24 protein-coding genes are annotated in these 21,699 nt (G+C 73.2%); 8 read left to right on the top strand and 16 right to left on the bottom strand.

Annotation, left to right across the window (positions count from 1 at the left end; genetic code table 11):
• Positions 1–239: 239 nt before the first annotated feature.
• Positions 240–1,475 (bottom strand): GNAT family N-acetyltransferase, encoded by a 1,236-nt coding sequence (locus I5Q34_RS03150; RefSeq protein WP_199890507.1) that lies wholly within the window; start codon positions 1,473–1,475, stop codon positions 240–242.
• 180 nt (positions 1,476–1,655) lie between these two features.
• On the opposite strand from I5Q34_RS03150, the gene I5Q34_RS03155 reads away from it, so the two are divergent.
• Entirely contained in the window at positions 1,656–2,237 is a 582-nt protein-coding gene (locus I5Q34_RS03155; RefSeq protein WP_234428252.1) for a GNAT family N-acetyltransferase, read from the top strand.
• Here the strand turns inward: I5Q34_RS03155 and I5Q34_RS03160 are convergent.
• The 7 genes from I5Q34_RS03160 to I5Q34_RS03190 form a co-directional block, all read right to left on the bottom strand.
• Positions 2,189–3,310 carry an iron chelate uptake ABC transporter family permease subunit gene (locus I5Q34_RS03160; RefSeq protein ID WP_307811634.1) on the bottom strand — a complete coding sequence of 374 codons (1,122 nt, stop codon included), beginning with the start codon at positions 3,308–3,310 and terminating at the stop codon, positions 2,189–2,191. The two genes, I5Q34_RS03155 and I5Q34_RS03160, sit on opposite strands and share 49 nt — an antisense overlap.
• On the bottom strand, positions 3,307–4,377 hold the full coding sequence (locus I5Q34_RS03165) for an iron ABC transporter permease (protein ID WP_199890508.1): 1,071 nt from the start codon (positions 4,375–4,377) through the stop codon (positions 3,307–3,309). The genes I5Q34_RS03160 and I5Q34_RS03165 overlap by 4 nt, the downstream gene beginning before the upstream one ends.
• The gene (locus I5Q34_RS03170) at positions 4,374–5,207 is read right to left on the bottom strand and encodes a siderophore-interacting protein (protein ID WP_199890509.1); all 834 of its coding nucleotides are present in this window, start codon (positions 5,205–5,207) and stop codon (positions 4,374–4,376) included. The genes I5Q34_RS03165 and I5Q34_RS03170 overlap by 4 nt, the downstream gene beginning before the upstream one ends.
• Positions 5,208–5,354: 147 nt before the next feature.
• Positions 5,355–7,061, bottom strand: a complete 1,707-nt coding sequence (locus I5Q34_RS03175; protein WP_199890510.1) for an ABC transporter ATP-binding protein — start codon at positions 7,059–7,061, stop codon at positions 5,355–5,357.
• Positions 7,054–8,928 (bottom strand): ABC transporter ATP-binding protein, encoded by a 1,875-nt coding sequence (locus I5Q34_RS03180; protein ID WP_199890511.1) that lies wholly within the window; start codon positions 8,926–8,928, stop codon positions 7,054–7,056. Before I5Q34_RS03180 ends, I5Q34_RS03175 begins: the two co-directional genes overlap by 8 nt.
• 18 nt (positions 8,929–8,946) lie before the next feature.
• Positions 8,947–9,444: a DUF6879 family protein gene (locus tag I5Q34_RS03185; protein WP_234428253.1), complete on the bottom strand. Its 498-nt coding sequence runs from the start codon at positions 9,442–9,444 to the stop codon at positions 8,947–8,949.
• Entirely contained in the window at positions 9,410–9,706 is a 297-nt protein-coding gene (locus I5Q34_RS03190) for a hypothetical protein (RefSeq protein ID WP_307811635.1), read from the bottom strand. Before I5Q34_RS03190 ends, I5Q34_RS03185 begins: the two co-directional genes overlap by 35 nt.
• Before the next feature lie 163 nt (positions 9,707–9,869).
• Between I5Q34_RS03190 and I5Q34_RS03195 the strand changes: the two genes are divergently transcribed.
• Positions 9,870–11,042 (top strand): helix-turn-helix domain-containing protein, encoded by a 1,173-nt coding sequence (locus tag I5Q34_RS03195; protein ID WP_199890512.1) that lies wholly within the window; start codon positions 9,870–9,872, stop codon positions 11,040–11,042.
• 108 nt (positions 11,043–11,150) lie between these two features.
• Entirely contained in the window at positions 11,151–11,408 is a 258-nt protein-coding gene (locus I5Q34_RS03200; RefSeq protein WP_307811636.1) for a hypothetical protein, read from the top strand.
• A gap of 536 nt (positions 11,409–11,944) precedes the next feature.
• On the opposite strand, the gene I5Q34_RS03205 is transcribed toward I5Q34_RS03200, so the two are convergent.
• Entirely contained in the window at positions 11,945–12,328 is a 384-nt protein-coding gene (locus I5Q34_RS03205; protein ID WP_199890513.1) for a hypothetical protein, read from the bottom strand.
• A 134-nt stretch (positions 12,329–12,462) separates the two neighbouring features.
• On the opposite strand from I5Q34_RS03205, the gene I5Q34_RS03210 reads away from it, so the two are divergent.
• From I5Q34_RS03210 to I5Q34_RS35445, 5 genes are all read left to right on the top strand, one after another.
• Positions 12,463–13,707 carry a sensor histidine kinase gene (locus tag I5Q34_RS03210; RefSeq protein ID WP_199890514.1) on the top strand — a complete coding sequence of 415 codons (1,245 nt, stop codon included), beginning with the start codon at positions 12,463–12,465 and terminating at the stop codon, positions 13,705–13,707.
• Positions 13,695–14,336 carry a response regulator transcription factor gene (locus tag I5Q34_RS03215; protein WP_199890515.1) on the top strand — a complete coding sequence of 214 codons (642 nt, stop codon included), beginning with the start codon at positions 13,695–13,697 and terminating at the stop codon, positions 14,334–14,336. The genes I5Q34_RS03210 and I5Q34_RS03215 overlap by 13 nt, the downstream gene beginning before the upstream one ends.
• A gap of 191 nt (positions 14,337–14,527) precedes the next feature.
• Positions 14,528–15,220 (top strand): FadR/GntR family transcriptional regulator, encoded by a 693-nt coding sequence (locus I5Q34_RS03220; RefSeq protein WP_199890516.1) that lies wholly within the window; start codon positions 14,528–14,530, stop codon positions 15,218–15,220.
• A complete protein-coding gene (locus tag I5Q34_RS03225) occupies positions 15,217–16,509 on the top strand; it encodes a sugar MFS transporter (RefSeq protein ID WP_234428255.1) in 1,293 nt (430 codons plus the stop codon). Before I5Q34_RS03220 ends, I5Q34_RS03225 begins: the two co-directional genes overlap by 4 nt.
• A 29-nt stretch (positions 16,510–16,538) precedes the next feature.
• Positions 16,539–16,670 carry a hypothetical protein gene (locus I5Q34_RS35445; RefSeq protein WP_267911895.1) on the top strand — a complete coding sequence of 44 codons (132 nt, stop codon included), beginning with the start codon at positions 16,539–16,541 and terminating at the stop codon, positions 16,668–16,670.
• 232 nt (positions 16,671–16,902) lie between these two features.
• Here the strand turns inward: I5Q34_RS35445 and I5Q34_RS03230 are convergent, their stop codons facing one another.
• From I5Q34_RS03230 to I5Q34_RS03260, 7 genes are all read right to left on the bottom strand, one after another.
• Positions 16,903–17,427, bottom strand: coding sequence for a hypothetical protein (locus I5Q34_RS03230; RefSeq protein ID WP_199890517.1), 525 nt, complete (start codon positions 17,425–17,427; stop codon positions 16,903–16,905).
• Positions 17,411–18,679: a hypothetical protein gene (locus I5Q34_RS03235; RefSeq protein WP_199890518.1), complete on the bottom strand. Its 1,269-nt coding sequence runs from the start codon at positions 18,677–18,679 to the stop codon at positions 17,411–17,413. The genes I5Q34_RS03230 and I5Q34_RS03235 overlap by 17 nt, the downstream gene beginning before the upstream one ends.
• A complete protein-coding gene (locus I5Q34_RS03240) occupies positions 18,676–18,981 on the bottom strand; it encodes a DUF6317 family protein (RefSeq protein ID WP_199890519.1) in 306 nt (101 codons plus the stop codon). Before I5Q34_RS03240 ends, I5Q34_RS03235 begins: the two co-directional genes overlap by 4 nt.
• Positions 18,974–19,303 carry an SAV_915 family protein gene (locus tag I5Q34_RS03245; protein WP_199890520.1) on the bottom strand — a complete coding sequence of 110 codons (330 nt, stop codon included), beginning with the start codon at positions 19,301–19,303 and terminating at the stop codon, positions 18,974–18,976. The genes I5Q34_RS03240 and I5Q34_RS03245 overlap by 8 nt, the downstream gene beginning before the upstream one ends.
• Positions 19,304–19,418: 115 nt before the next feature.
• Positions 19,419–20,000, bottom strand: coding sequence for a TetR family transcriptional regulator (locus I5Q34_RS03250; protein WP_199890521.1), 582 nt, complete (start codon positions 19,998–20,000; stop codon positions 19,419–19,421).
• Between the two features lie 109 nt (positions 20,001–20,109).
• Entirely contained in the window at positions 20,110–21,114 is a 1,005-nt protein-coding gene (locus I5Q34_RS03255) for an aldo/keto reductase (RefSeq protein ID WP_199890522.1), read from the bottom strand.
• 119 nt (positions 21,115–21,233) lie between these two features.
• Positions 21,234–21,521: a hypothetical protein gene (locus I5Q34_RS03260; protein WP_199890523.1), complete on the bottom strand. Its 288-nt coding sequence runs from the start codon at positions 21,519–21,521 to the stop codon at positions 21,234–21,236.
• Positions 21,522–21,699: the final 178 nt, after the last annotated feature.

The raw sequence follows: 21,699 nt of genomic DNA on the forward strand, positions 1-21,699 counted from the left end.
GGGGGGGTGGGCCGCCGCAGCCGTACATCACTGGCCACGGCAGCACCCTGAGTAACAACTCGCCGAGACCCTACGACACATGGATTGCACATGTCACATCCGGCGCACCGGAACACGGCACGGAGCGCGGGAAGTTGAAGTGACAAACACTCATGTGCGGTAAACCCGCACGCTCATGTGCGGTGACTCCGCAGAGTGATGCGGTAAATCCACAGGGAAGGCGGGGAACTGAATCCGCGTCAGAACTCGTCCGTGGTGTGCGGGAGGAACTCGGTGCGCAGCGCCGCGTCCAGCCGCGCGACGGCGCCCGGGGTGTGCTCGGTGACCAGGCCGGCCCGGGCCAGGTGCCGCAGCTCGGTGCCGCCGAGGTAGCAGGCCGAGAGTTCGCGTACGTCGAAGGTGAGGTCGGGGGTGTCGTCGGTGCGGGTGACGGTGGCGCCGTCGGGCCCGGCGGCGAGCCGGTGGCGCCCGGTGCCGCCGGGGGCTCGGGGATCCGTGATCTCCAGCACCAGGTCGCAGGGCGCGGCCCAGGCACGGGCCTCCAGGGCCGCGGTCACGTCGAGGACGCGCAGCCACAGGGCGGGGAACTCCCGGCTGACGAGGACCTGGTCGCGGTCGGCGGCGAAGTGGAGCAGCGGGTCGTCCAGGGGGCGGCCCCAGGCCCGTACCCGTGCGGTGAGGTCGATCGAGGCGAGGTAGCGCCACAGCGCGGCGGCGGCCCCGGGGGTGTCGGCCTCCAGTTCGGAGACGGCCACGATGCCGTCGGGGGCGCCGGGGACGTTGCTGCCGTCGCCGGTGCGGTAGACCGCGTAGCCGGCGGGCGGGGTGCCCGGGGCGCCGAGGGTGACGACGCGGGGCGCGCTGAGCTCCGGGGCGTCCTCCTCGGTCGCGGGGAGCGTCCGGGTGCGCCACCAGTCGTCGTCGCGGGCGACCCGGCCCGCGCGGCGGGCGCGGTTGGCGGCGTGGAGGGGGCCGAGGAGGCCGGGGGCATCTGCGGGGTCGACGAGCCGTACGGGCAGGTCGGCGGGCTCGATGCGGAGGTTCAGCGGGCGCAGGGAGTCGATCTCCACGCCGTGGCAGTGGGTGGCGGCGCCGAAGCCGAAGCGGCCGTAGATGACGGCTTCCGCGGCCCAGAGGGCGGCGAGCGGCTGCCCGTTGTCCCGGCAGCGGTTCCCCAGTTCGTCCATCATGCCGCGCAGGACGCCGCGGCGGCGGTGGGTGGGGGCGACGGAGACGAACGTCACGCCGGCGCAGGGCAGTTCGCCGCCGGGGACGGACAGCAGGAGGGGGCGGGCGGCGAGCATGCCGACGAGGTCGTCGCCGTCGTAGGCGCCGATGCGCTCGGCGCCGAGGAGCATGTCGCGGTGGAGCTTGCGCCGCTCCTCGTCCGGGGACAGCAGGAAGACGAGGTAGGTGAGGTCGAGGGCACGGTCGAGGTGCGCCTCGGGGATCGTACGGAACTCCAGCGTGGTCATGATCGGACACTAGGCATCCCAAGTGGCCGCGCGCCAGGGGGTTTTGACGGCGGACCGGAACCGCTCCCCGGCGACTTCCCGTTCCGCCGCGGCCCCACCCGGACATCGATCCAATTTAGGCTAGGCTAACCTAACAAGCGCTCCGGGGTCCTCCCGGACGCGGCGAGGAAAGGTGCCCCCTTGACCACGGCGTCCCGCCCGGAGGTCCGTCTCCGGTCCAGCGAGTCCGGCGGAGTACGGGCGGCGGGTGCCGCCGACGCGCCCGCGCTGTACGCGCTGTCCGAACCGTTCATGCGCTCGGGCGCCCTGCGCCGGAGGACGCCGGGGCTGTACGCGCTCACCGCGGCGCAGTTCTTCGTGGCCGAGGACGCCGACGGGACGCTGGAGGGCTGTGTCGCCCTGCGCCTGTACCCGGGTGACGGTCCGTCACCCGGGTCCCTCCCGGCGGTGCTGCACAACTTCTGCGTGCGGCCGGACCGTCAGCGCCGCGGGGTCGGGTCCGGGCTGCTGACCGCCCTGCTGGCGGAGGCCGCCGCGCGCTCGGTGACGGAGGTGTTCGCCGCGACGACCGGCGGCGGCGAATCGTTCCTCCGCAGCGGTTTCCGGGAGGCGGACGCCGGCCGGGCGCCGCGCGCCTGGGCCGCCGCCCTCGATCCGGAGCGCGGCTCCCGGGTCTTCTCGCGCCCGGTGACCGCGCCGCGCCCCGTCCCGGCTCAGCCCCGGCCGGACCGCCACTGGCGGGCGAGCACCCAGACCAGGTAGCAGCCGCCGACCACGCCGGTGAACACGCCGACCGGCAACTGGGTGGGCGCCAGGGCCCGTTGGGCGGCGATGTCGCTGAGGGCCAGCAGCAGGGCGCCCATGACCGCCGAGGCGGCCAGGTTGGGTCCGGTGGCCCGGGTGAGCCGGCGGACGACCTGCGGGGCGACCAGCGAGACGAACGGCACGGGCCCGGCGACGGCGGTGGACAGCGCCGTGAGCGCCACCCCGACGGCCAGGGCGCCGCCCCTGGTGCGCTCCACCCCCACGCCGAGCGCGGCGGCCGCGTCCTCGCCCATCTCCAGCATGCGCAGCGGCCGTCCGAGGACGAGGGCCGCGGGGGCGAGGACGGCGAGGCAGACCGCCATCGTCGTCACGTGTTCCCAGCCGCGGCCGTTGAGGCTGCCGGTGAGCCAGACCTGGGCGCTCTGCGCGTCGGTGAACGAGGCGCGGGCGATCAGATAGGCGTTGGCGGAGGACAGCAGGGCGCTGATGCCGATGCCCACGAGCACCAGCCGGTAGCCGGCGGCGCCGCCCCGCCAGGCGAGCAGGTAGACGACGACGCTGGTGAGGGCGCAGCCGGCGACCGAGCCGGCGGCGACGGAGGCGGTGCCCGCGCCGATCACCAGGATGGTGACGAGGGCGCCGGTGGCGGATCCGACGGTGAAGCCGATGACGTCGGGGCTGCCGAGCGGGTTGCGGGCGAGGGTCTGGAAGAGCGCTCCGGACATACCCATGGCGGCGCCGACCAGCAGGGCCGTCAGCAGCCGGGGCAGCCGCAGTTCGTTGACGACGTACTCGTCGCCGGGCGCGCCGCCGCCGGTGAGCACCGCGAGCACGTCGGGGACGGGGATGTGGAAGTCGCCGGTGGTCAGCGTCCAGACGCCGACGACGAGGACCGCCGCGGCCAGGACGAGGCCGACGGCGGTGGCGCGCGGGTTCCAGCGCACCGAGAGGCCGGGGCCGGGCAGGCGCAGGGCGGGCAGGCGGGGCCTCGGTGACGGGCCGGGGGGCGGGTCTTCCTCCGGCCCGGTGGTGCGCCCTGCGGGAGGCGCGAGCGGGGTGCGGCTGGTCACAGTTGGGCGATCCTCTTGCGACGGACGAGGGCGATGAACAGGGGCGCTCCCAGGAACGCGGTGACGACGCCGGCCTCCATCTCGCCGTGGGTGAGCACCACCCGGCCGAGGATGTCGGCGGCGAGCAGCAGGGCCGCGGCCAGGACGGCGCTGTAGGGCAGCAGCCAGCGCTGGTCGGGGCCCACCATCAGCCGGGCCACGTGCGGAACGGCCAGGCCCACGAAGGCGATCGGGCCGACGGCCGCGGTGGCGGCGCCGCACAGCAGGGTGACGGCCGCCATGGTGGCGAACTGGGTGCGGCCGGGGTGGGCGCCCAGCGAGCGGGCCGTGTCGTCGCCGAGGGCCAGCGCGTTGAGCGGCCGGGCGAGCAGCAGGGCCAGCACGAGGCCGGCGCCCAGGAAGGGCATGACCTGGCCGAGGAGCGAGGCGTCGACGCCGGCGAGGGTGCCGATCTGCCAGAACCGGAACTTGTTGAGGGTGAGCGGGTCGAGCAGGATCAGCCCGTTGACGACGGCGGTGAGGACGGCCGTGACCGCCGTGCCGGCCAGCGCGAGGCGCACCGGGGTGGCCTTCTGCCGGCCGCGGGTGCCCAGCAGGTAGACGGCGGCCGAGGCGACGGCGGCGCCGAGCAGGGCGGCCCAGACGTAGCCGCCGAAGCTGGAGAGGTCCAGCAGCGAGGTGGCTCCGGCGACGGCGGCGGCCGCGCCGGCGTTGACGCCGAGGAGGCCGGGGTCGGCCAGCGGGTTGCGGGTCAGGGCCTGCATCAGCGCGCCGGCGAGGCCCAGGGCCGCGCCGATGGTGATGCCGAGCAGGCTGCGGGGCAGCCGGGAGGTGCGGACGACGATCCAGTCGTCGTCACCGGGATCCCGGTCGAGGAGGGCGTGGACGACGTCGCCGGGGGCGATGGTCTTGGCGCCGATGCCGATGCCGAGGACGGCGAGCACGACGACGAGGGCGAGGAGGGCCAGCAGCCCGGCGGCCCGCCGGGCGTGCCAGGCGCGCCCGGCCCGGGGCCGCGCGGGGGCGGGGGCCGGGGCGCCGACGGGGGCCTGAAGTGTGGTGCTCACGCGTGCCCGTGCTCGTCGTCCTCGTGGTGGTCGTGGTTCTCCACGCCGCGCTTCCAGTAGCCGTCCACGTCGACCTGCTCCCTGGCGAGGCCGAGCTCGTTGCGCAGGTAGCGGCGTACCGGCTTGAGGCTGGTGGCCTCGCCGGCGACCCAGGCGAACCCGAGTCCGTCGGTGGGCAGTTCGGCGGCGCGGATGGCGCGCTCGATGAGGTCGGTGGTGCCGGCGGGGGCGGAACCGCGGTGCAGCCAGGTCATGGTGAGGTCGGCGGCGGTGCGCAGTTCCTGCTCGTCCTCGGGGCCGGGCACCTCGGCGAAGGCGAGGACGCGCACGCCGGCGGGGAGCATCTCCAGCCAGCGGGCGAGCGCGGGCAGGGCGGTCTCCTCGGCGGCCAGCAGGTACCAGTCGTGGACCATCGGCAGGATCTCGGAGCCGCGGGGGCCCATGACACCGAGCCGCATGCCGGGCTCGACGTTCTCGGCCCAGGTGGAGGCGACGCCCTTGCCGTGCAGGACCATGTCGACGTCCAGCTCGCGGGTGTCGCGGCGGTAGTGACGGACCGTGTAGTCGCGGGTGATGGGCTCCACCGGGGCGTCCATCCACGTGTCGTCGACCACCACCGGCTCGACGGGCAGTTCCGCGCCGCCCTCGGCGAAGCAGAGCTTCACGTGGTCGGTCGGCGCCTGCTCGCAGAACCCCTCCAGCGCCTCCCCGCCGAAGGTCACCCGTACCGTGGAGGGGGTGATCCGGTCGACCTTCCGGACCTCCAGCAAGCGGTACTTGAGGGGGTGGCGGACGATCCGCATGCGGGGGAGCAGCGTGTCGGTGGTCATCGATCATCCCAATCTGGCCGGGCGGACGGCGATGCCGGCGCCGTGCCGCGGCGGCCCCGCGCGGGTACGCGCGAAGCCGCCACGGCTCGTCTGAGCGGTCGGGGGAACCACCCCCCAACCAAGGTTAGGCAACCCTAACCTACATCATCAGGCGTTCGCCATATCCCTGACCACCCGTCCGTTCTCCAGCGCGACCACCCGGGGCAGCCGGGCGATGGTCGCCGGGCGGTGGGCGATGACGATCAGCGTGCGGTCCGCGCTCATGCCGTCCAGGGCGCGCTCCAGCCGCTCCGCCGTCACCGGATCGATGTCCGCGGTGGCCTCGTCGAGGACGAGCACGGCCGGGTCGGCCAGCACCGCGCGCAGCAGCCCGATGATCTGCCGCTCCCCCGCCGACAGCCGCCCGCCGCGCAGGCCCACCTCGGCGTCCAGGCCGCCCAGGTCGCGGATCCAGTCCTGAAGGCCCAGCTCCGCCACGGCCCGTTCCATGTCGGCGCGGGTGGGGGTGGAGCGCACCAGCTCCAGGTTGTCGGCCACGGTGCCGGTCACCATGCGGACCTCCTGCGGCACCAGCACGACGCGGCGCCGCAGTTCGGATTCGGGTATCTCCGTCAGGTCCACCCCGGCGAAGCGCACCGCGCCGCGGTCGGGCCGGTAGAGCCCGCAGAGCACCTTGGACAGCGTCGTCTTGCCGGAGCCGGTCTCGCCGACGACGCCGGTGCGGTCGCCCGGGGAGAAGACCAGCGAGACCCCGCCCAGCACCTCGGTGCCGTCGCGGTAGGCGTATCCCACGGCCTCGCAGCTCAGTTCGCCGCGCCGGGGAAGGCCGTCCCGGCCCTTCGGCTCCGGCTCCCCGTCCTTGGCGCGGTCGGTCGCGGAGAGCAGGTCCAGCAGCCGGGCCAGGCCCGTACGCGCCTTCTGCACGTGGCCGACGAGCTGCGAGATCTCGGAGAAGGAGTCGAAGAGGTTGCGGCTGGCGAGGACGAAGACGACGACGGTGCCGATGCTGATCGCGCCGCGCGCGACGGACCAGCCGCCCACCAGCAGCAGCGCCACCATCGCCATGCCCTCGACGAGGCTGACCAGGTCGATGCGGTTCTCCACCCGGATCGCCCGCCGCGCGGCACGCACCGCCACGGCGTTCTCCCGGCCGAACCGGCGCATCCAGCCCGGCAGTCCGCGGGCGGTCTGCAGCGCCTCCCGGACGGTGAGGGTCTCGGTGAACGTGGCCGCCACCGTCGCCTCGGCCGCCGCCTTCCCGCCGTACGCGCCGGGCGCGGACCGCTGGAACCAGCGCATCACCAGCATCGTGGGCGGCACGAACACCACCAGCTGCACCAACGCCAGCTGCCACGAGTACCCGAACAGCACGACCAGCGTGAACACCAGCGTGGCCGCGGTCGAGATGATGTTACGCAGGTGCATCCGGACGAAGGCGGCCAGCGCGGCCACCTCGCTGGTGGTGCGGCGCAGCAGCTCGCCCGTGTGGTGCGACTCCAGGAAGCGCAGCGGCGCCGAGGCCAGGTTCTCCACGCACCGCTCGCGCAGGCTGCGCACCACGTTCTCGCCGGCCTTGGCGAGCAGCAGCTCACCGGTGCGGGCCAGGCCGAGCTGGACGACGGCCAGTGCCAGCAGGACGCCGACGGCCCACATCAGCCCGGTGCGGTCGCCGCCGTTCAGCGCGTCGGTGGCCCGGCCGACGAGCGGGGCGACGGCCACCAGGGCGGCGGCGTCGGCCAGTCCGACGGTGAGGGCGATGACCAGGGAGCGCCGGTGGGGACGCAGATGGGGGGCGGCCCGGCGCAGCACGCGGCGCTCGTCGGGCTGGTCGTTGAGCAGGACCGGCTCAGCCACGGTCGGCCTCCGGGGTCGTGGCGGACGGGATGGCGACGGCGACCGCCGGTTCCGGTGCGGGGTCGGTGGACGCCCGGTCCGGAAGCGTGACGACGCGGTCGGCGGCCTCCAGGACGGCGGTCCGGTGCGTGGCGAAGATCACTGTGCGGCCCTGGGCCCAGGCGCGCAGCCGCTCCAGCACCAGCTTCTCGGTGGTGGTGTCCAGGGCGGAGGTGGAGTCGTCCAGCACCAGCACCTCGGGGTCGCCGAGCAGGCCGCGGGCGATGGCCAGGCGCTGGACCTGGCCGCCGGACAGGGCCGTTCCGCTCTCGCCGAGCTCGGTGTCGTAGCCGTCGGGCATGGCGGCGATCTGGTCGTGGATGCCGGCCGTCGCGCAGGCGGCGCGCAGTTCCTCGTCGGACAGGTCGCGGCCCAGCCGCAGGTTCTCGGCCACCGTTCCGGACAGCAGCAGCGGCCGCTGGGCCACGTAGCCGATCCGGCGGCGGATGTCGTCCAGGGCGGCGTCGCGCAGGTCGGTGCCGCCGTAGCGGACGGCGCCGGTCGCCGGGTCGTCCAGGCGCATGGGCAGCCGCAGCAGGGTGCTCTTGCCCGAGCCGGTGGCGCCGCGCACGGCCACGAACTCCCCGTGGCGCACGGTCAGATCGATCGGCGCGAGCACGGTGACGCCGTCGCGCACCGCGCTCACCCCGGACAGCTCCAGGTCACCCTCGGCGGCCAGGGCGACCGGCTCGGCCGGGTCGGTGACCGTGGAGGGGATGGTCAGCGCCTCGTCGATCCGGGCGGCGGCCACGTCGGCCTGGCCGCGGGCGAGGAGCCGGTCGACGAGGACCCGGGTGGCGGTGGTGAGGTAGGCCATCCACGCGGTGAAGTTGACGAGCCCGCCGATGGTCAGCTCCCCGTCGAGGACGGCCAGACCGCCGATGCCCACGCCGACCGCGACGGCCAGCCGGGGCACGAAGGGGGCGATGGCCGCCCAGGACGCCTCGATGCGGGCGGCGACGACGGTGCGCGCGGTGACCTCCGCGCTGGCCCGGTCGTGCCGTCCCACCAGCGGGCGGTGACCGCCCGTGCCGCGCAGCCCGGTACCGAGCTGGAGCAGGTCGGCGACGGCCTCGGCGCGCTCGCCGTGGGCCTGGGCCAGCTCGTCGCTGGCCGCGCCGAAGCGGCGCGGGAAGTAGAGGTTGACCCAGACCAGGAAGGGCAGCATGCCCACGGTCACCAGCAGCAGCTTCGGGTCCAGGACGGCGAGCCCCGGCAGGATGACAACGAAGGTGGTGGCCAGCACCACCCACACCGCCAGCCCGTGCACCCACTCGCGGACCAGATCCGTGTCCCGGGTGGCGCGCATGGCCAGGTCGCCGTGGCCGCGCGTGGCGAGCGCGGCCCGGTCCAGGACGGACAGGTGCGCCAGCAGCCGCGAGCGCAGGTCGGCGCCCACCTTGGCGTCGGCCGAGGAGGCCCACCACTGCCAGCCGTAGATCCCGGCGAACTGCAGGCAGGCGGCGAGGGCCGTGGCACCGGCCCAGAACAGCAGCGCCTGGTTGTCCCCAGGCGGCTTGATGCCGTGGTCGAGCGCGTTCTTGACGCACCACGGGACGGCGAGCAGAGCCACCTGACGCAGGCAGGCGGAGGCCATGGCCAGACCGACGGTGCCCCGGTGCGGGCGCAGGGCGCCGCGCAGCAGCCGGCGGGCGCGGGCCCGCCGTTCGGCCGGAAGGTCCTTGGGGCTCAGGTCCTCGTCGGCGAGCACAGCCCCGTCCGCGGCACGGTCGGGGCCCGCGGGCTCCCGCTCCTTCGAGGGTTCGTCGCCCGGTGGCCGGTCGGCGGGGCCGGGGTGGTGCTCCGGCTTGGCGGGTTGGGTGCTCACGACGTCAGGTATCCGCTCTCAGCAGGTTGGTTCGGCCGCGCGGTCCGGACCGGATGTCCCGGTCCGGACGACGTACTCGAAGCCCGCGCCGTCACCGTCACCGGTGAAGTGATTGAACCTCACCAGGCGATCGTCGAAGAGCCAGAAGTCGTTTCCGGGGAGCGCGATATCCGACGTGCGCCGACGCGGCAGCCAGCGGACCTGTTCGCCCACAGTGACGTTGACGGCTGTGGTGGCGTGCTCGTACTTGATGTACTGGCTCACCGGCTCGGAGACGATGCGTGCACGTCGCATGACGACACCCCGGGCAACGGCCTGCCGTACCAAGGCCGTCCAGCGGGACCAGCCTTCGGACTCCGGGTCCAGGTCCACTTCGCCGGTGCGCTTCCACTGCTCGAACTCCTCGGCTTCACCGGCGACACCGTAGATGTCTCGCATCTCCAGGTGTACCGCGGAGTGCGTGGCAGAGTTCAGCAGTTCGTCAAAGCTTGCCCGCTGCTGCTTCTTCTGCGGCATCGCACGCCTTCCTGATGATGTCGATCATCCGGTACGGCATCCGGATGACTGCTTCCGTGTCGGGATGGGGGCTGTTCTTCCGGCACTCGGCCTGAGCCTGCTCGTCGGCCAGCCAGCCCTGGAAGAGGATGTCCGGTTCGGGTTTCATGTCGACGTCCACCCAGGCCGCAGGGCACTGTTCGGTCTTCGTCTCGGGGTCGATACCGACGAACAGTAGCGTCATTGCTGCCTCCTGTGTCGAGCCCGTTTCGATCAGCCGCATGCGACGATCGGCCCTGCGTGCCGTCCGGGTCAAGAGGGCGTGCGGCGGCCTGCGCAGGTTGACGTGGAAGAGGATTCGACGCCGGACTGGACCGTCGTACGCACAGGGGTCCCGGGGTACCGTCCTGGTGTCGAGCGGAACGGAGTTCAGCATGCCAGGTCGCATGGAAGAGCACACCGGAGCGCGGATCGCGAGGGCGCGCAAGCGCCGTAGGCTGACTCAGCGTGAACTGGCCGACCGGAGTCACGTCTCGTACAGCACCCTGACCAAGGTGGAGCAGGGATACCTGCCCGCGAGTCCGGCGGTGATCGGTGCTCTCGCCCGTGCCCTCTCGCTTCCGGTGGCCGAGCTGACCGGGCAGCCGTACCTGGCGGAGTTGCGGCAGGACCGGCTCGACGGTCTGATCCATCCGATCCGTGAGGCGCTCGATCTGTACGACCTGGGTGCCGATCCGGATGTTGTTCCGCGCCGCGTCGGCGAGTTGACGCTGAGGGCCGATGAGTTGTGCAGGCTGGTCCGGGCCGCCGACATCAAACGGGTGGCGGCCGAACTGCCGTCCCTGCTCCGCGAGGCGACGGCCGTCGCGCACGCGGACGGCACGACCGAGGCGTGGCGGATGCTCGCCTCGGGCTATCGGACCGCCTACGACGTGGCCACCAAGCTGGGGTTCATCGATCTGTCGGCGATCGCCCTGGACTGCCTGGAATGGGCCGCGCAGCGGGCGTCCGACCCGGTGCTGGGCGGAATGCGGCAGTACTTGCGCGCGCTCGCCTACCTGCGGGCGAGCGACTACCGGACGGGCAAGCGGCTGATCCGGCTCGGGCTGTCGCGGCTGGAACAGGCGGAGGCCGGGCGGGAGCGGGACGTGGTGACCGGCCAGCTCCAGCTCGGGGCCGCGGTGCTGGCCGGCCGGGACCAGGACGGGGACACCGCCGAAGCACATCTCGCCGAGGCCGGACGGATCGCCGCCCGTACCGGACCGGCCGAGAAGGTGCACTGGCTGTCCTTCGGCCCGGCCAACGTGGCCGTGCACGGGGTGAGTGTCCTGGCCGAGTTGGACCGGTACGGCGAGGCGGTGGAGAAGGCGGAGGGCCTCAAGCTGCCGGGCGACTGGCCGCCGTCCCGGACGGCCCATCATTGCGCCGAGGTGGCCCGCGCGCAGCTGTGGACCGGGCGTACGGACGCCGCCTTCCGGAACCTGCTGGAGGCGCGCAAACTGGCGCCGCAGCAGACCCGTTACCACCCCGTGGTGCGCGAGACGTACGCCGGTCTGGAGTCGGCGAAGCGACGGATGCCGGACGACTTCCTCAACTACGGGGCCTGGCTGGGCTCGTAGCGGAGTGTGATGGTGTGGCCAGGGCTGTCGGTGAGCCTGATAGTTCCGGTCGCGTCCTGCCGACACGATGGGCGACCCGCACACACCGACCGTGCAGGGAGTCGCACAATGCCGCCACGCCGAACACCGCAGGACCGCTGCCGCAGAGCCCGGCTGGCCGAGGTCGCCGCGGGCATCGAACCCGTCCCCGTTCCCGTACACCTCACGGCGCCCGCACCGGCCGACGAACCGGAGCCCGTCCCCGGGTGCGACGTCTGTGTGGCCCTCGTCGTGCAGCGGACGGAGGCGCGCCGGGCCGGGGACCTGTCCCGCGCCGTCGACTGCAACGTCGAACTGCGCCAGCACCCCCACGGGGGCCGGCGATGAGCCGGGAGGCGCGGGCGCTCGGGCACGCCTCCCCGCGTCCGTCCCACCTCTCCTGCGGGCGGTATGCGACGCTCGACCACCCCGGTGCGCGGTGGCTCGTCTCCCGGGCCACTCGGCCTCGCGAGATCCACGAGGCGTGGGCCATGGGGCGGACGCCCGGCGTCGAGGCCGGGCGGCGGTTCGACGTGGTTCACCTGCCGGCCGGGGCGTTGAGGGCGGGATCCCCGGGATCAGGACCGACGACGCTGTCGCGGACGCGTTCCGGGGCGTCGGGATCGGGCACGGCGTGATCGTCTCGCGGCGGCGGGACGTCTACAGCGTCCTTGTGCGGGTCGGCACGGCGTGGGCGTGGGACGGCGTGCGCGGTACGAGCGCTGTGGGGATCGACGATCCCCTGCGGTATCTGCGCGTTCCGCCCCCGGAGCGGCGGGAAGGGCCGGGCGCCTTCTGGCTGCTGCCCGTTCCGGAGCGGGAGGAGGCGCTCGCCGGGGCGGAGGCGGTGCGCGCGCTCGTCGCGCGGCGCGAAAAGCCGCGCATCACTTGGGGGTCCGCAGCGCCAGCGCCGCGCACACCGTCGCCAGCGGCAGTTCCAGCGCCGCCGCCATGACGAGCGCCGACGTGAAGTCCGCGCCCGGTGCGGCGGTCACCGTGTCGAACCACGCGTCGGCGAAGAGCAGCGCCGCCGTCGCGGCGGCCGCGACGCGGCGGCGTTCGTCGTGGCGGGCCGTGAACAGGCCCGTCGTGATCAGGCCCGCGGCCTCCAGGGCGTCCAGGCCGGCCCAGGCCAGGGGCCAGCGGACCGCCGGGTACGTGTCGGGGAGGCCGGTCGCCAGGCAGTACAGCCAGGGGAGCAGGGCCACGCCGCAGGCAGTGAGGCCGAGGCCGAGCGTGCGTCGATGGCGGAGGAGTCGGAGGGACATGCCTTCAAGGCTTCGCCCTCGGCGGCTTCCGGTCAGTAGCGTGGCTGTCCGTTCCGGGGTGGTACCAGCTTCACCACCGGGACGGACAGCAGTGGCATGGCCCCGCCCCGACCTGGCGTTTTACGGTTCTTGGCATGACCGTCCCCAGCATCGTCCGCACCGCCCTGATGCCCCTGGCCAACGCCGGCCGCCCCGCCGCCGGCCTCGTCGCCGGTGCCCTCGCCCAGCTCCCCGCCCTGTTGATCATGGCGCTGCCCTGGGTGTCCTACGACGACATCGTCACGGTGCCGGAGATCCTGCTGTCGGTCTTCGTACCGCTCGGGGGCATCGCGCTCGTGGCACCACTGCTCACGGGGCTGCAACGGCGCCGCTTCCGGGCCGCGGGGGTGGACATACCGCGTCCGCCGCGCCCGGAAAAACCCGGCGGGGGACGGCTGTGGTACGCCCACGCCGAGCGGCAGTTGCGGTACCACCTCCTCGCCGGACCGGCGGTCGCCCTCGGCGGCGTCCTCGTCCTGCTCGGCGCGGCCGTCGGGATCGTGGCAGCCACCGTCTACGTCTGGATCTGGGCACTCCCGTTCAACTGGCGGATCGATCATCCCGGTTACAGCACCCGGGCCGCGTACGTCACCGCCGGCGGGCTCGTGCTGCTCTACGGCGGCGCCTGGGCGGCGGGCGCGCTCGTCCGGCTCGACGCCCGCAACGGGCAGGCGCTGCTCGGCCCCAGCCGGGAGGAACTGCTCGCCCGCCGCGTCGAGGAGGTCACCGAGAGCCGGGCCGGCGTCGTGGACGCGGCGGACGCCGAACGGCGGCGCATCGAGCGGGACCTGCACGACGGCGCGCAGCAGCGGCTGGTGTCGCTGGCGGTCAACCTGGGCCTGGCCAAGGTGACGATGACCGACCTGCCGGAGGACGCGCGGCGCGTCATCGACGAGGCGCACCGCGAGGCGAAGGGGGCGATCCAGGAGCTGAGCGACCTGGTGCGCGGGCTGCACCCGGCCGTCCTGGAGGACCGGGGGCTGGACGCGGCGCTGTCCGGCCTCGCGGAACGCGCCCCGCTGCCCGTGCACGTCCGCGTGGACCTCGCCTCCCGGCCCGCGCCCGCGATCGAGGCCGTCGCCTACTTCGTCGTCTCGGAGGCGCTCGCCAACGTGGTCAAGCACGCGCAGGCGTCGAGGGCGGACGTCACCGTCGAACGCTTCGGGGGGATACTGCTGGTCGTCGTCTCCGACGACGGCGTGGGCGGGGCCGACGCGGCCGACGGTACGGGCCTGGCGGGCCTGGCCAAGCGCGTCGCGTCGGTGGACGGCACGTTCTCGATCAGCAGCCCCGTCGGGGGCCCGACCATTGTGACTGTGGAGCTGCCGTGCGCGCCGTGATCGCCGAGGATTCCGTCCTGCTGAGGGTGGGCCTGGTGAAGGTCCTGGAGATGGCCGGATTCGAGGTGGTCGCGGAGGTGGGCGACGCGGAGGCGCTGCTCGCGGCGGTCGAGACCCACCGCCCCGGCATCGCCGTCTGCGACGTCCGCATGCCGCCCGGCTTCACGGACGAGGGCGTCCGCGCGGCCCTCGTCGTCCGCGAGCGGTGGCCGGACACGGCGGTGCTCCTCCTCTCCCAGTACGTGGAGGAGCGCTACGCGGCGGACCTGCTGACGGGCGACACGCGCGGCGTCGGCTACCTGCTCAAGCAACGGGTCGCGGACGTCGAGGAGTTCGTGGACGTGCTGCGACGGGTGGCGGCGGGCGGTACGGCCCTCGACCCGCAGGTCGTCTCGCAGCTGCTGCTGCGCCGGCACAGCGACCCGCTCGACCGCCTGACGCCGCGCGAGCGGGAGGTCCTGGAGCTGATGGCGGGCGGCCGCTCGAACGCGGGGATCGCGGAGCGGCTGGTGGTGAGCGAGAGCGCGGTGGCGAAGCACATCAACAACATCCTGGCGAAACTGGATCTGCCGAAGGCGGAGGGGGATCATCGGCGGGTTCTGGCGGTGTTGCGGTTTTTGGGGATTTAGCCGACTCAGGGGGTCGGCGGCCGGTCGGGTTCGGGCCGGCGGTGTGCCGCGCGGAGCTCGGAGGCACCGCGTCACCCGGCGGGCCGCCGGGACCCGCCACCATGCTCCAAATGGCCTCGACACGGCCGAAGTCTGCAAGTTAGGGTGGGCTTACTTTGGGGTGATGATATGCCCTTCAGGGAGGGGAAAGCGTGCGGGCGGTACCACGATCAGCGCTGGTCGAAGGCGTCATCGAGCGACTGAAGTCCCAGATCGCCGGCGGGAGATGGCCCATGGGCAGCAAGATCCCCATCGAGGACGAGCTCGTCGGGGAACTCCAGGTCAGCCGCAGCACGCTGCGTCAGGCGGTGCAGGCCCTGGTGTACGTGGGCCTGCTGGAAACGGCGCAGGGCCGGGGCACGTTCGTGCGTGGCACGCATGAGGTCGACGCCGTACTGACCCGCTACCTGGCCGACGCCGAGCTCGTCTCCGTACTGGAGACCCGTCGCGGCCTCGAAGTGGAGGCCGCCGGACTCGCCGCCGAACGCGGCACCGCCGCCGATCTGGAACGCCTCACGGCCCTGCACGACCGGCAGATGGCCGCCCACCGGGACGGCCGGGCGCAGGACTTCAACCGCGCGGCGGTGGAGTTCCACTCGGCCGTCGTCGAGGCGGCGGGCAATCCTGTGCTGGCCCGGCTGTACGGCAGCATGCTGGGCTCCGTCAGCGACTCCGTACGGCTCGGCGGCGTACGCCGGCCCGACGAGCACTACGGCGATCCGGGGCACGCCCGCATCCTGCGGGCCATCGGTGACCGTGACCCGCAGGCCGCGCGGGAGGCGGCGGCCGCGCACCTCACCACCTTCCTGAACGCGCTGGCACCGGCGGACGGAGGCGCGCGATGACGGCCCGGGACACGGGGGCGGAGTCGCTGTTCACCCGCACCGCGGTGGTGGCGTCCTGCCTCGGCATGGTGGTCATCGGCGCACTGCTCGCCCTGTACGGGCCGGTGGTCCCCGCGCTCCGCGACCGCTTCGGATTGTCCGAGTCGACGGCCGGACTGGCCCTCGCCGCCCAGTCGTTCGGCGCGGTGCTCGGCGTCATCGGCTTCCACTCCGTCCACCGCCGGATCGGCAACCGCGCGCTGCTCGCCTCCTCGTACCTGACCATGCTGGCGGGCACCGTCGTCTTCGGCCTGTCGGGGGTGTGGCCGCTGATGCTGGGGGCGGCGTTCGTCACCGGGCTCGGGCTGGGCGGTGTCGACTTCGCCATCAGCCGCCTGTTCCTCATCGGGCTCGGGGCGCGCGGTCCGGCCCTGCTGAACGTGGCCCACGGCTGCTTCGGGCTCGGGACCGTACTGGCCCCCGCCGTGATCGCTGTCGTCGGCCCGGACCGTTACGGCGCGGTGTTCGTCGCCCTCGGCCTGCTGAGCCTCGTCCCGCTGGCGTGCGTCCGCGGGATCCGCGCCCGGCCGACCCCCGCCGACCTGGCCGTTCAGGCTGGTCAGGACGGTCGGGCCGGGACACCGGCCGGTGGTCCGGGCCGCCGCACGCCGGCCATGGTGCTCGCCGGGTTCGTGGCCGTCTACATGCTGCACTTCGCGGTGCAGAGCGGCATCGGCAACTGGGAACCCACGCATCTGCACGACCTCGGCCGCAGCACGACCACCGCGACTGTCGCCACGTCGCTGTACTGGCTGGCGATGACCGCGGGCCGGTTCCTGGTCGCGCCGCTCGCCCGGCGCTGGTCGGCCTCGGTGATCGTCACCGCCTCCTGCGTTCTGATGACCGTGAGCGTCCTGCTGGTGCCGGTGCCCGGTCTCACCCCCTGGGCCTACGCCGCCGCGGGACTGTGCATCGGTCCCATCTTCCCCAACGGCCTGAACTGGCTGAACCGTTCGGCCCCGGCATCGGGCAACGCCATGGCCTACGTCATCGCCGCGGCCATGCTCGGCTCCGTCGCCTTCCCACCGGTGCTGGGTGCGGCCATCGAGGAGTACGGAGTCGGCGCGCTGCCCGTCATGCTGTCCGGTCTCTGCCTGCTCACCGTGGCCGTGAGCGTGGCCCTGGCCGGGCGGCTCCGCGGCTCCCGTCAGGAGACGGTCCCCGCGACACCGGCCGTACGAACCGGGGGAACGGGAACGGACCGAGAAGGCCGTAGGATCCGCGAGACCCAGGAGAAGGGGACGTCATGACATCGCCGTCGATCTTGTAGCAGATGCCGATGAAGTCGCAGGAAGCGGTGACGCGCCGACCCGGCTCGTACTCCCGGTCGATGTCGAGGCCGCTCCTCGCCGCGCCGCCGCCCGAGGGGCGGAAGGTGCCCGAGCAGTGGACGGTGTCCTCGCCGCCGTGATGCGTCGACGGCAGGTGCTCGCACCGCTCGACCGCGAAGGTTCCGCGGGTCCCCAACACCCCCGACGCATGACTGGAGATGCCGGCAGCGAACGTCCCGAACACCAACCCGGCCAGGATGAGCAGGATGCCACCGAACCGTGTCCCCGCACCCGACTTGCCGTGCGGGGTCACTGGGTTCGCACGACGAGGGCGCTTTTTCTTCCTCTTCCTCTTCTTGGCCATGCGTGTCTTTACACGTCCAGCCCGAGTCTCTCGCGTTCGTGGCGTTCGCCGATGGTGTAGCGGCCGAAGCTGCGGATGAGGTGCGTGAACAACGCGGCGCAGGCGACCGGAACGGCGAGGATCAGGAGGACCGAGCCGAGTACGACGGCCGCCGCCGCGACGGCGGTCCGCATGGCACGCAGCCGCTTGCCGAGCGCGGCCGTTCCCAGCCCGCCGCCTAGCACGACGCCACGGCGGTCGAGGGTCCGGATGTCCCGGAGCGTGAAGCAGGCCACGCCGATGCCGAGCAGGGCGTACACCACGAGGACGACGGTCAGGACGGCTGCCCCGTCCGGTACGGCCGCGGTGACGACGGCCGCCCCCATCGCCGCCGTCAGGGCGGTGGTCACGAGCAGGAAGAGCGACAGTGTGAAGCGGTGCCACCAATAGGCAGGGCCCCGGTCCAGCCAGGTGAGGCCGACCCACCGGAGGGGTTCGGGCGGGATGGCTCCCGGGGGGAGCCCGTGGTGCCTCCGCCTAGCCGAAGAGGCCATGCCAAGCCTTCTTCACGCCGCTCGAGCCGGCGTGCCATGCGCCCTTCACCGCGTTCTCACCCTTGTGGTACATGCCTTTCGCGTCGTTCTCCCACCAGTTGTCCGCGGCTTCACCGACGCTGTGGCCGATGCCCTTGACGACACCGTACTTGTGGATGTTGTCGCCCCAGTGGGCATGGGTCAGTTCATATCCGAACGTTCCCACGCCGTAGCCGACGGCGACACCGCCCAGCACACCGGCCGCGACGACCGGGTTCGACGCACTGGCGCCGACGATCAAGCCCTCCGCCGCCCCGCCCGCCCACATGCCCACCGCCGCCGGCGTCGCGTCGCGGGCGAAGGACTCCTGCCACGACCACCCTCGCTGCCGGTGGTCGTCGTACATCTGGAGGCCGACCATGGCTCCGGTCAGACCGGTGCTGACCGCGCCGTACGTGCCGAACTTCCCGAGGTTCCGGACGGAGTGGTCCTTGGCGACGTCGCCGATCGTGAGCCGGGCCGCGCCACTGCCCTTGAACCTGCTCTCCCAGCCCTCGACCGAGGCGGTCCGAAGGCGCTGCTCGCTGAGCTTGGCCCTGACCTCGCGGCGTTCCGCCAGGCGCTTCTGCCAGGCGTCGCTGCCGTGGGGCAGCGCCTTCTGGCCCTTCTTGAGGTCCCGGGCCACCTGCTGGAGCTTCTCCAGCTTCTTCGCGCTCTCCTGCGTGAGCGCCGCGGGCGTGGTGTACAGCCCCCGCAGGACTTCCGCCAGGGTGCAGGTGTCGGCGCCGTTGTACTGGTTCGGGTTGCCCTTGTTGAGGATCTGGTCCAGCACGGCGTTCAGGCTGTGCGTCGCCGACTCCCGCGCGTTCTGCGCCCGCTTCAGCGCCGCGTCCCGGCCGCCCTGCCACGCGTCCAGTGCCGTCTGCTGGTCGGCCTTGCCGGTCGCCCCGCCCTGGCTGTCCAGGGTGAGCCCCGCCGCACGTGCCTTGTCCTGGGCATCGCCCAAGTCGCGCTTGGCGGCCTCCAGTTCCTCCGTGAGGACGCCGATGACGTCCGAGACCTGCGACATGGCCTCCGACATGGCGGCGCCGACTGTGCCGTCGTGCGCCCACACCGTCTGGAACGCCGTGGCGCCCTCGCCGCTCCAACCGGCCTCGTGGACGACGCCGTTGACCTTCTTGTTGAGGACCTTGGACGAGGCGTCGTACTTCTCCGTGGCCGACGTGTAGTCGGTGGCGACCTTCTTCAGGCCGGCGATGTCGTCATCGATCACTTCGACGCCCTGCCCATCAGGTCCTTGAACATCTTGTCGGTGTCGATGTCCTGGTCGTGATAGTCGGACGCCGCGCCACGGAGGTTGCTCCCGTGGGTGTCCACGAGCTTCGTCAGCAACTCGTGCGCGATGCCGAACGCGTCGCTGAGCTGCGACAGCGCCCCGCTCAGGCCGGCATCGCCGACGCCGGGGGTCGGCGGGGCGGCCAGGTGCTTGAACTCGCCGAGGTGCAGCGCCTCGCGGTGGAAGCCCTTCCCCGCGTCGTCGATGTGCTCCACGGTCGCCTTGAGCTTGTCAGCCACGCGCGGCCTCCCCTTCCTCGCGGTGGTCCTCGCGTTCCCCGCGGGACGGCACGGCGGGCGGGTCCACCACGATGTCGGAGACGCCCGCCTCGCCGAGCAGGTGGCGCAGGGCGCCGACGGGCAGTGCCACCCACGGCTGGTCGGGGCCGAGGCAGGCGGTGAGCCGCTCGGACGAGGTGAACGCCAGGCTGCAGACGGTCCCTCGGACCGTGTGCCAGGTTTCGAACTCGACGCCGTCCTCGGTCCTCTGCCAGCCGTCCGCCGGCCGTGGCCGCGCGGGGGCGAGGACGATCAGGTCGTCGTCGAGTGTGGGGGAGGTCAAGGGACAACGCTCCTGCCGAGCCGGTGTTTTCGGACAGAAGATCAGCCTAGGAAGCGCCGTGACGCGGGTCCAGGGATTTGGCCGATGTCACAGTGCGGGAAGCGTCAAGGTCGCGTCAGGCGCGAAGCCCCCGCAGCACCAGCTCGCACACCACCCCGAACGCCGCGTCGATCCCCTCCTGCCCCCACTCCGCCGCGTACGCGGGATCGTGGAAGCGGTTGGTCGCGTCCCAGACCGCCCGGGCCGTCGCGGCCGGGTCGTCGGACGCGAACTCGCCCTGCCGGACGCCGCTTTCGACGATGGCGGCGATCTGGGCGATCATCGTCGCGATGTGCCGCTCGACCGTCGCGCTGTTCTCGCCGACCAGGACCATGTACGTCGCGAACAGCTCCGGGTCGTCGCCCGCCTTGCGGCGCTTCGCGGTGAAGAGGGCGGTGAGCCACTCGCGGAGGCGGGGGGCCGCCGGGCCCTCGGAGACGGCGACGGCGGACAGCAGCGCGTGCGACTGGTCGAGCCAGCGCTCGGTGACCGCCTCCCGCAGGGCGGCCTTGCTGCCGAAGTGGCGGTAGACGCTGCCGTGGCTGACGCCGAGCGCGCGGGCGACGTCGACGACGGTCGCCTTGGCCGGGCCGAAGCGGCGCAGGACGTCCTCGGTGGCTTCGAGGATGCGTTCCGGGGTCAGGGGCTCGGGCGGCATCGGGGTGCGGGTCCTTTCGGTCGGGCCCGTGTCGGGCCTGTTGAACGACCGTACCCGGCCGCGCGGCCCGCCCCGGACGGGGCCGGTGCCGCGCGGCCGTGGGGACGGGTCAGCGCTCGCTGTCCAGGTGCGCCATCTGCTCCGTCGGGTAGCGGTCGCCCGCCGCCGCGTCCGCCGGGACCGCGGCCTCGATGGCGGCCAGGTCGTCGGCGCTCAGCGGCACGTCCAGCGCGCCGAGGGACTCCGCGAGGCGCTCGCGGGTGCGGGCGCCGACCAGCGGGACGATGTCGTCGCCCTGGGCCAGGACCCAGGCGATCGCCGTCTGCGCGACGGTCGCGCCCCGCGCCTCGGCGACCTTGCGCAGCGCGTCGACCAGGTCGAGGTTGCGCTGGAGGTTCTCGCCCTGGAAGCGCGGGCTCATGCCGCGGAAGTCGTTCGCGGCCAGCTGCCGGTCCCGGCCGAAGTGGCCGCTGATCAGGCCGCGGGACAGGACGCCGTAGGCGGTGACGCCGATGCCCAGCTCGCGGGCGGTGGGCAGGATCTCGGCCTCGATGCCGCGCGAGATGAGGGAGTACTCGATCTGGAGGTCGGTGACCGGGGCGACCGCGGCGGCCCGGCGCAGGGTGTCCGCGCCCACCTCGGAGAGGCCGATGTGGCGGACGTGGCCGGCCTCGACGAGCTCGGCGATGGCGCCGACGGTCTCCTCGACGGGGACGCCGGGGTCGATCCGGGCGATCCGGTAGACGTCGATGTGGTCGACGCCGAGGCGCTGGAGCGAGTAGGCGGCGAAGTTCTTCACCGCGGCGGGGCGGCCGTCGTAGCTGGACCAGCCGCCGTCCGGGTCGCGCAGGGCGCCGAACTTGACGCTGGTGAGCGCCTTTTCGCGGTGCGCGGCCGGGGCGGTGCGCAGCGCCTCGCCGATGAGCATCTCGTTGTGGCCCATGGCGTAGAAGTCGCCGGTGTCGAGCAGGGTGACGCCCGCGTCGAGGGCGGCGTGGATGGTCGCGATCGACTCGGCCCGGTCGGCGTCGCCGTAGAGGGCGGACATGCCCATGCAGCCGAGGCCGAGGGCGGAGACCTGGGGGCCGGTGGTGCCGAGGGTGCGGTTCAGCACGGGAACTCCTTGGGGGTGGGTCCGGGGGCCTGCGGGGGCCGGGTCCTACGGGGTACGTCATCGAGAGTGACACATGGAATGACAGATTTCAATAACTGTCATTCCAATCACCGACAGGCTCAGCGGAGCGCCCCCGGCAAGCGCCTGCTCAGCACCACGTTCGCCGCCGCCGTCACCAGGTACACCCCGAACGTCACCGTCAGCGCGTCCCGCATCCCCAGCGACGCCGACAGCGACAGGAACAGCGAGCCCAGCGCCGCCACCCCCAGGGACATGAAGGACTGCTGGGTGGTGACCATCACCCCGCCCCCGACGCCCGCCTGCGCCAACGGCACCTCGCTGAGCACGATCCGCAGGGTCAGCGGCAGCAGCAGCAGCCCCTGGCCCAGGCCCTGGAGCACCAGCACGGGCGCCGCACCCCGGGTGCCCAGCCCGCCCCAGCCCAGTGGAAGAATCAGAGCGGAAGATCAGAGCCGGCCCGACGATCCCGGCCGCCTGAAGTAACGTCCCGGCGGCCACCGCCCGCCGCCCGTACCGCGCGCCCAGCCGCGGCCCGAGCGGCGAGTCGGCAGTGCGGTGCGCGGC

It is taken from the genome of Streptomyces sp. AV19, from assembly GCF_015999245.1.
Classification (GTDB): Bacteria; Actinomycetota; Actinomycetes; order Streptomycetales; family Streptomycetaceae; genus Streptomyces.

What these genes read in the sequence shown, in the direction of transcription:
- I5Q34_RS03170 (WP_199890509.1), bottom strand. Translation starts at nt 5,207, where the DNA reads ATGACCACCGACACGCTGCTCCCCCGCATGCGGATCGTCCGCCACCCC.
- I5Q34_RS03190 (WP_307811635.1), bottom strand. Translation starts at nt 9,706, where the DNA reads ATGCGGCTGATCGAAACGGGCTCGACACAGGAGGCAGCAATGACGCTA.
- I5Q34_RS03250 (WP_199890521.1), bottom strand. Translation starts at nt 20,000, where the DNA reads ATGCCGCCCGAGCCCCTGACCCCGGAACGCATCCTCGAAGCCACCGAG.
- I5Q34_RS03185 (WP_234428253.1), bottom strand. Translation starts at nt 9,444, where the DNA reads ATGCCGCAGAAGAAGCAGCAGCGGGCAAGCTTTGACGAACTGCTGAAC.
- I5Q34_RS03200 (WP_307811636.1), top strand. Translation starts at nt 11,151, where the DNA reads ATGCCGCCACGCCGAACACCGCAGGACCGCTGCCGCAGAGCCCGGCTG.
- I5Q34_RS03205 (WP_199890513.1), bottom strand. Translation starts at nt 12,328, where the DNA reads ATGTCCCTCCGACTCCTCCGCCATCGACGCACGCTCGGCCTCGGCCTC.
- I5Q34_RS03150 (WP_199890507.1), bottom strand. Translation starts at nt 1,475, where the DNA reads ATGACCACGCTGGAGTTCCGTACGATCCCCGAGGCGCACCTCGACCGT.
- I5Q34_RS03195 (WP_199890512.1), top strand. Translation starts at nt 9,870, where the DNA reads ATGGAAGAGCACACCGGAGCGCGGATCGCGAGGGCGCGCAAGCGCCGT.
- I5Q34_RS35445 (WP_267911895.1), top strand. Translation starts at nt 16,539, where the DNA reads ATGAAGTCGCAGGAAGCGGTGACGCGCCGACCCGGCTCGTACTCCCGG.
- I5Q34_RS03230 (WP_199890517.1), bottom strand. Translation starts at nt 17,427, where the DNA reads ATGGCCTCTTCGGCTAGGCGGAGGCACCACGGGCTCCCCCCGGGAGCC.
- I5Q34_RS03210 (WP_199890514.1), top strand. Translation starts at nt 12,463, where the DNA reads ATGACCGTCCCCAGCATCGTCCGCACCGCCCTGATGCCCCTGGCCAAC.
- I5Q34_RS03225 (WP_234428255.1), top strand. Translation starts at nt 15,217, where the DNA reads ATGACGGCCCGGGACACGGGGGCGGAGTCGCTGTTCACCCGCACCGCG.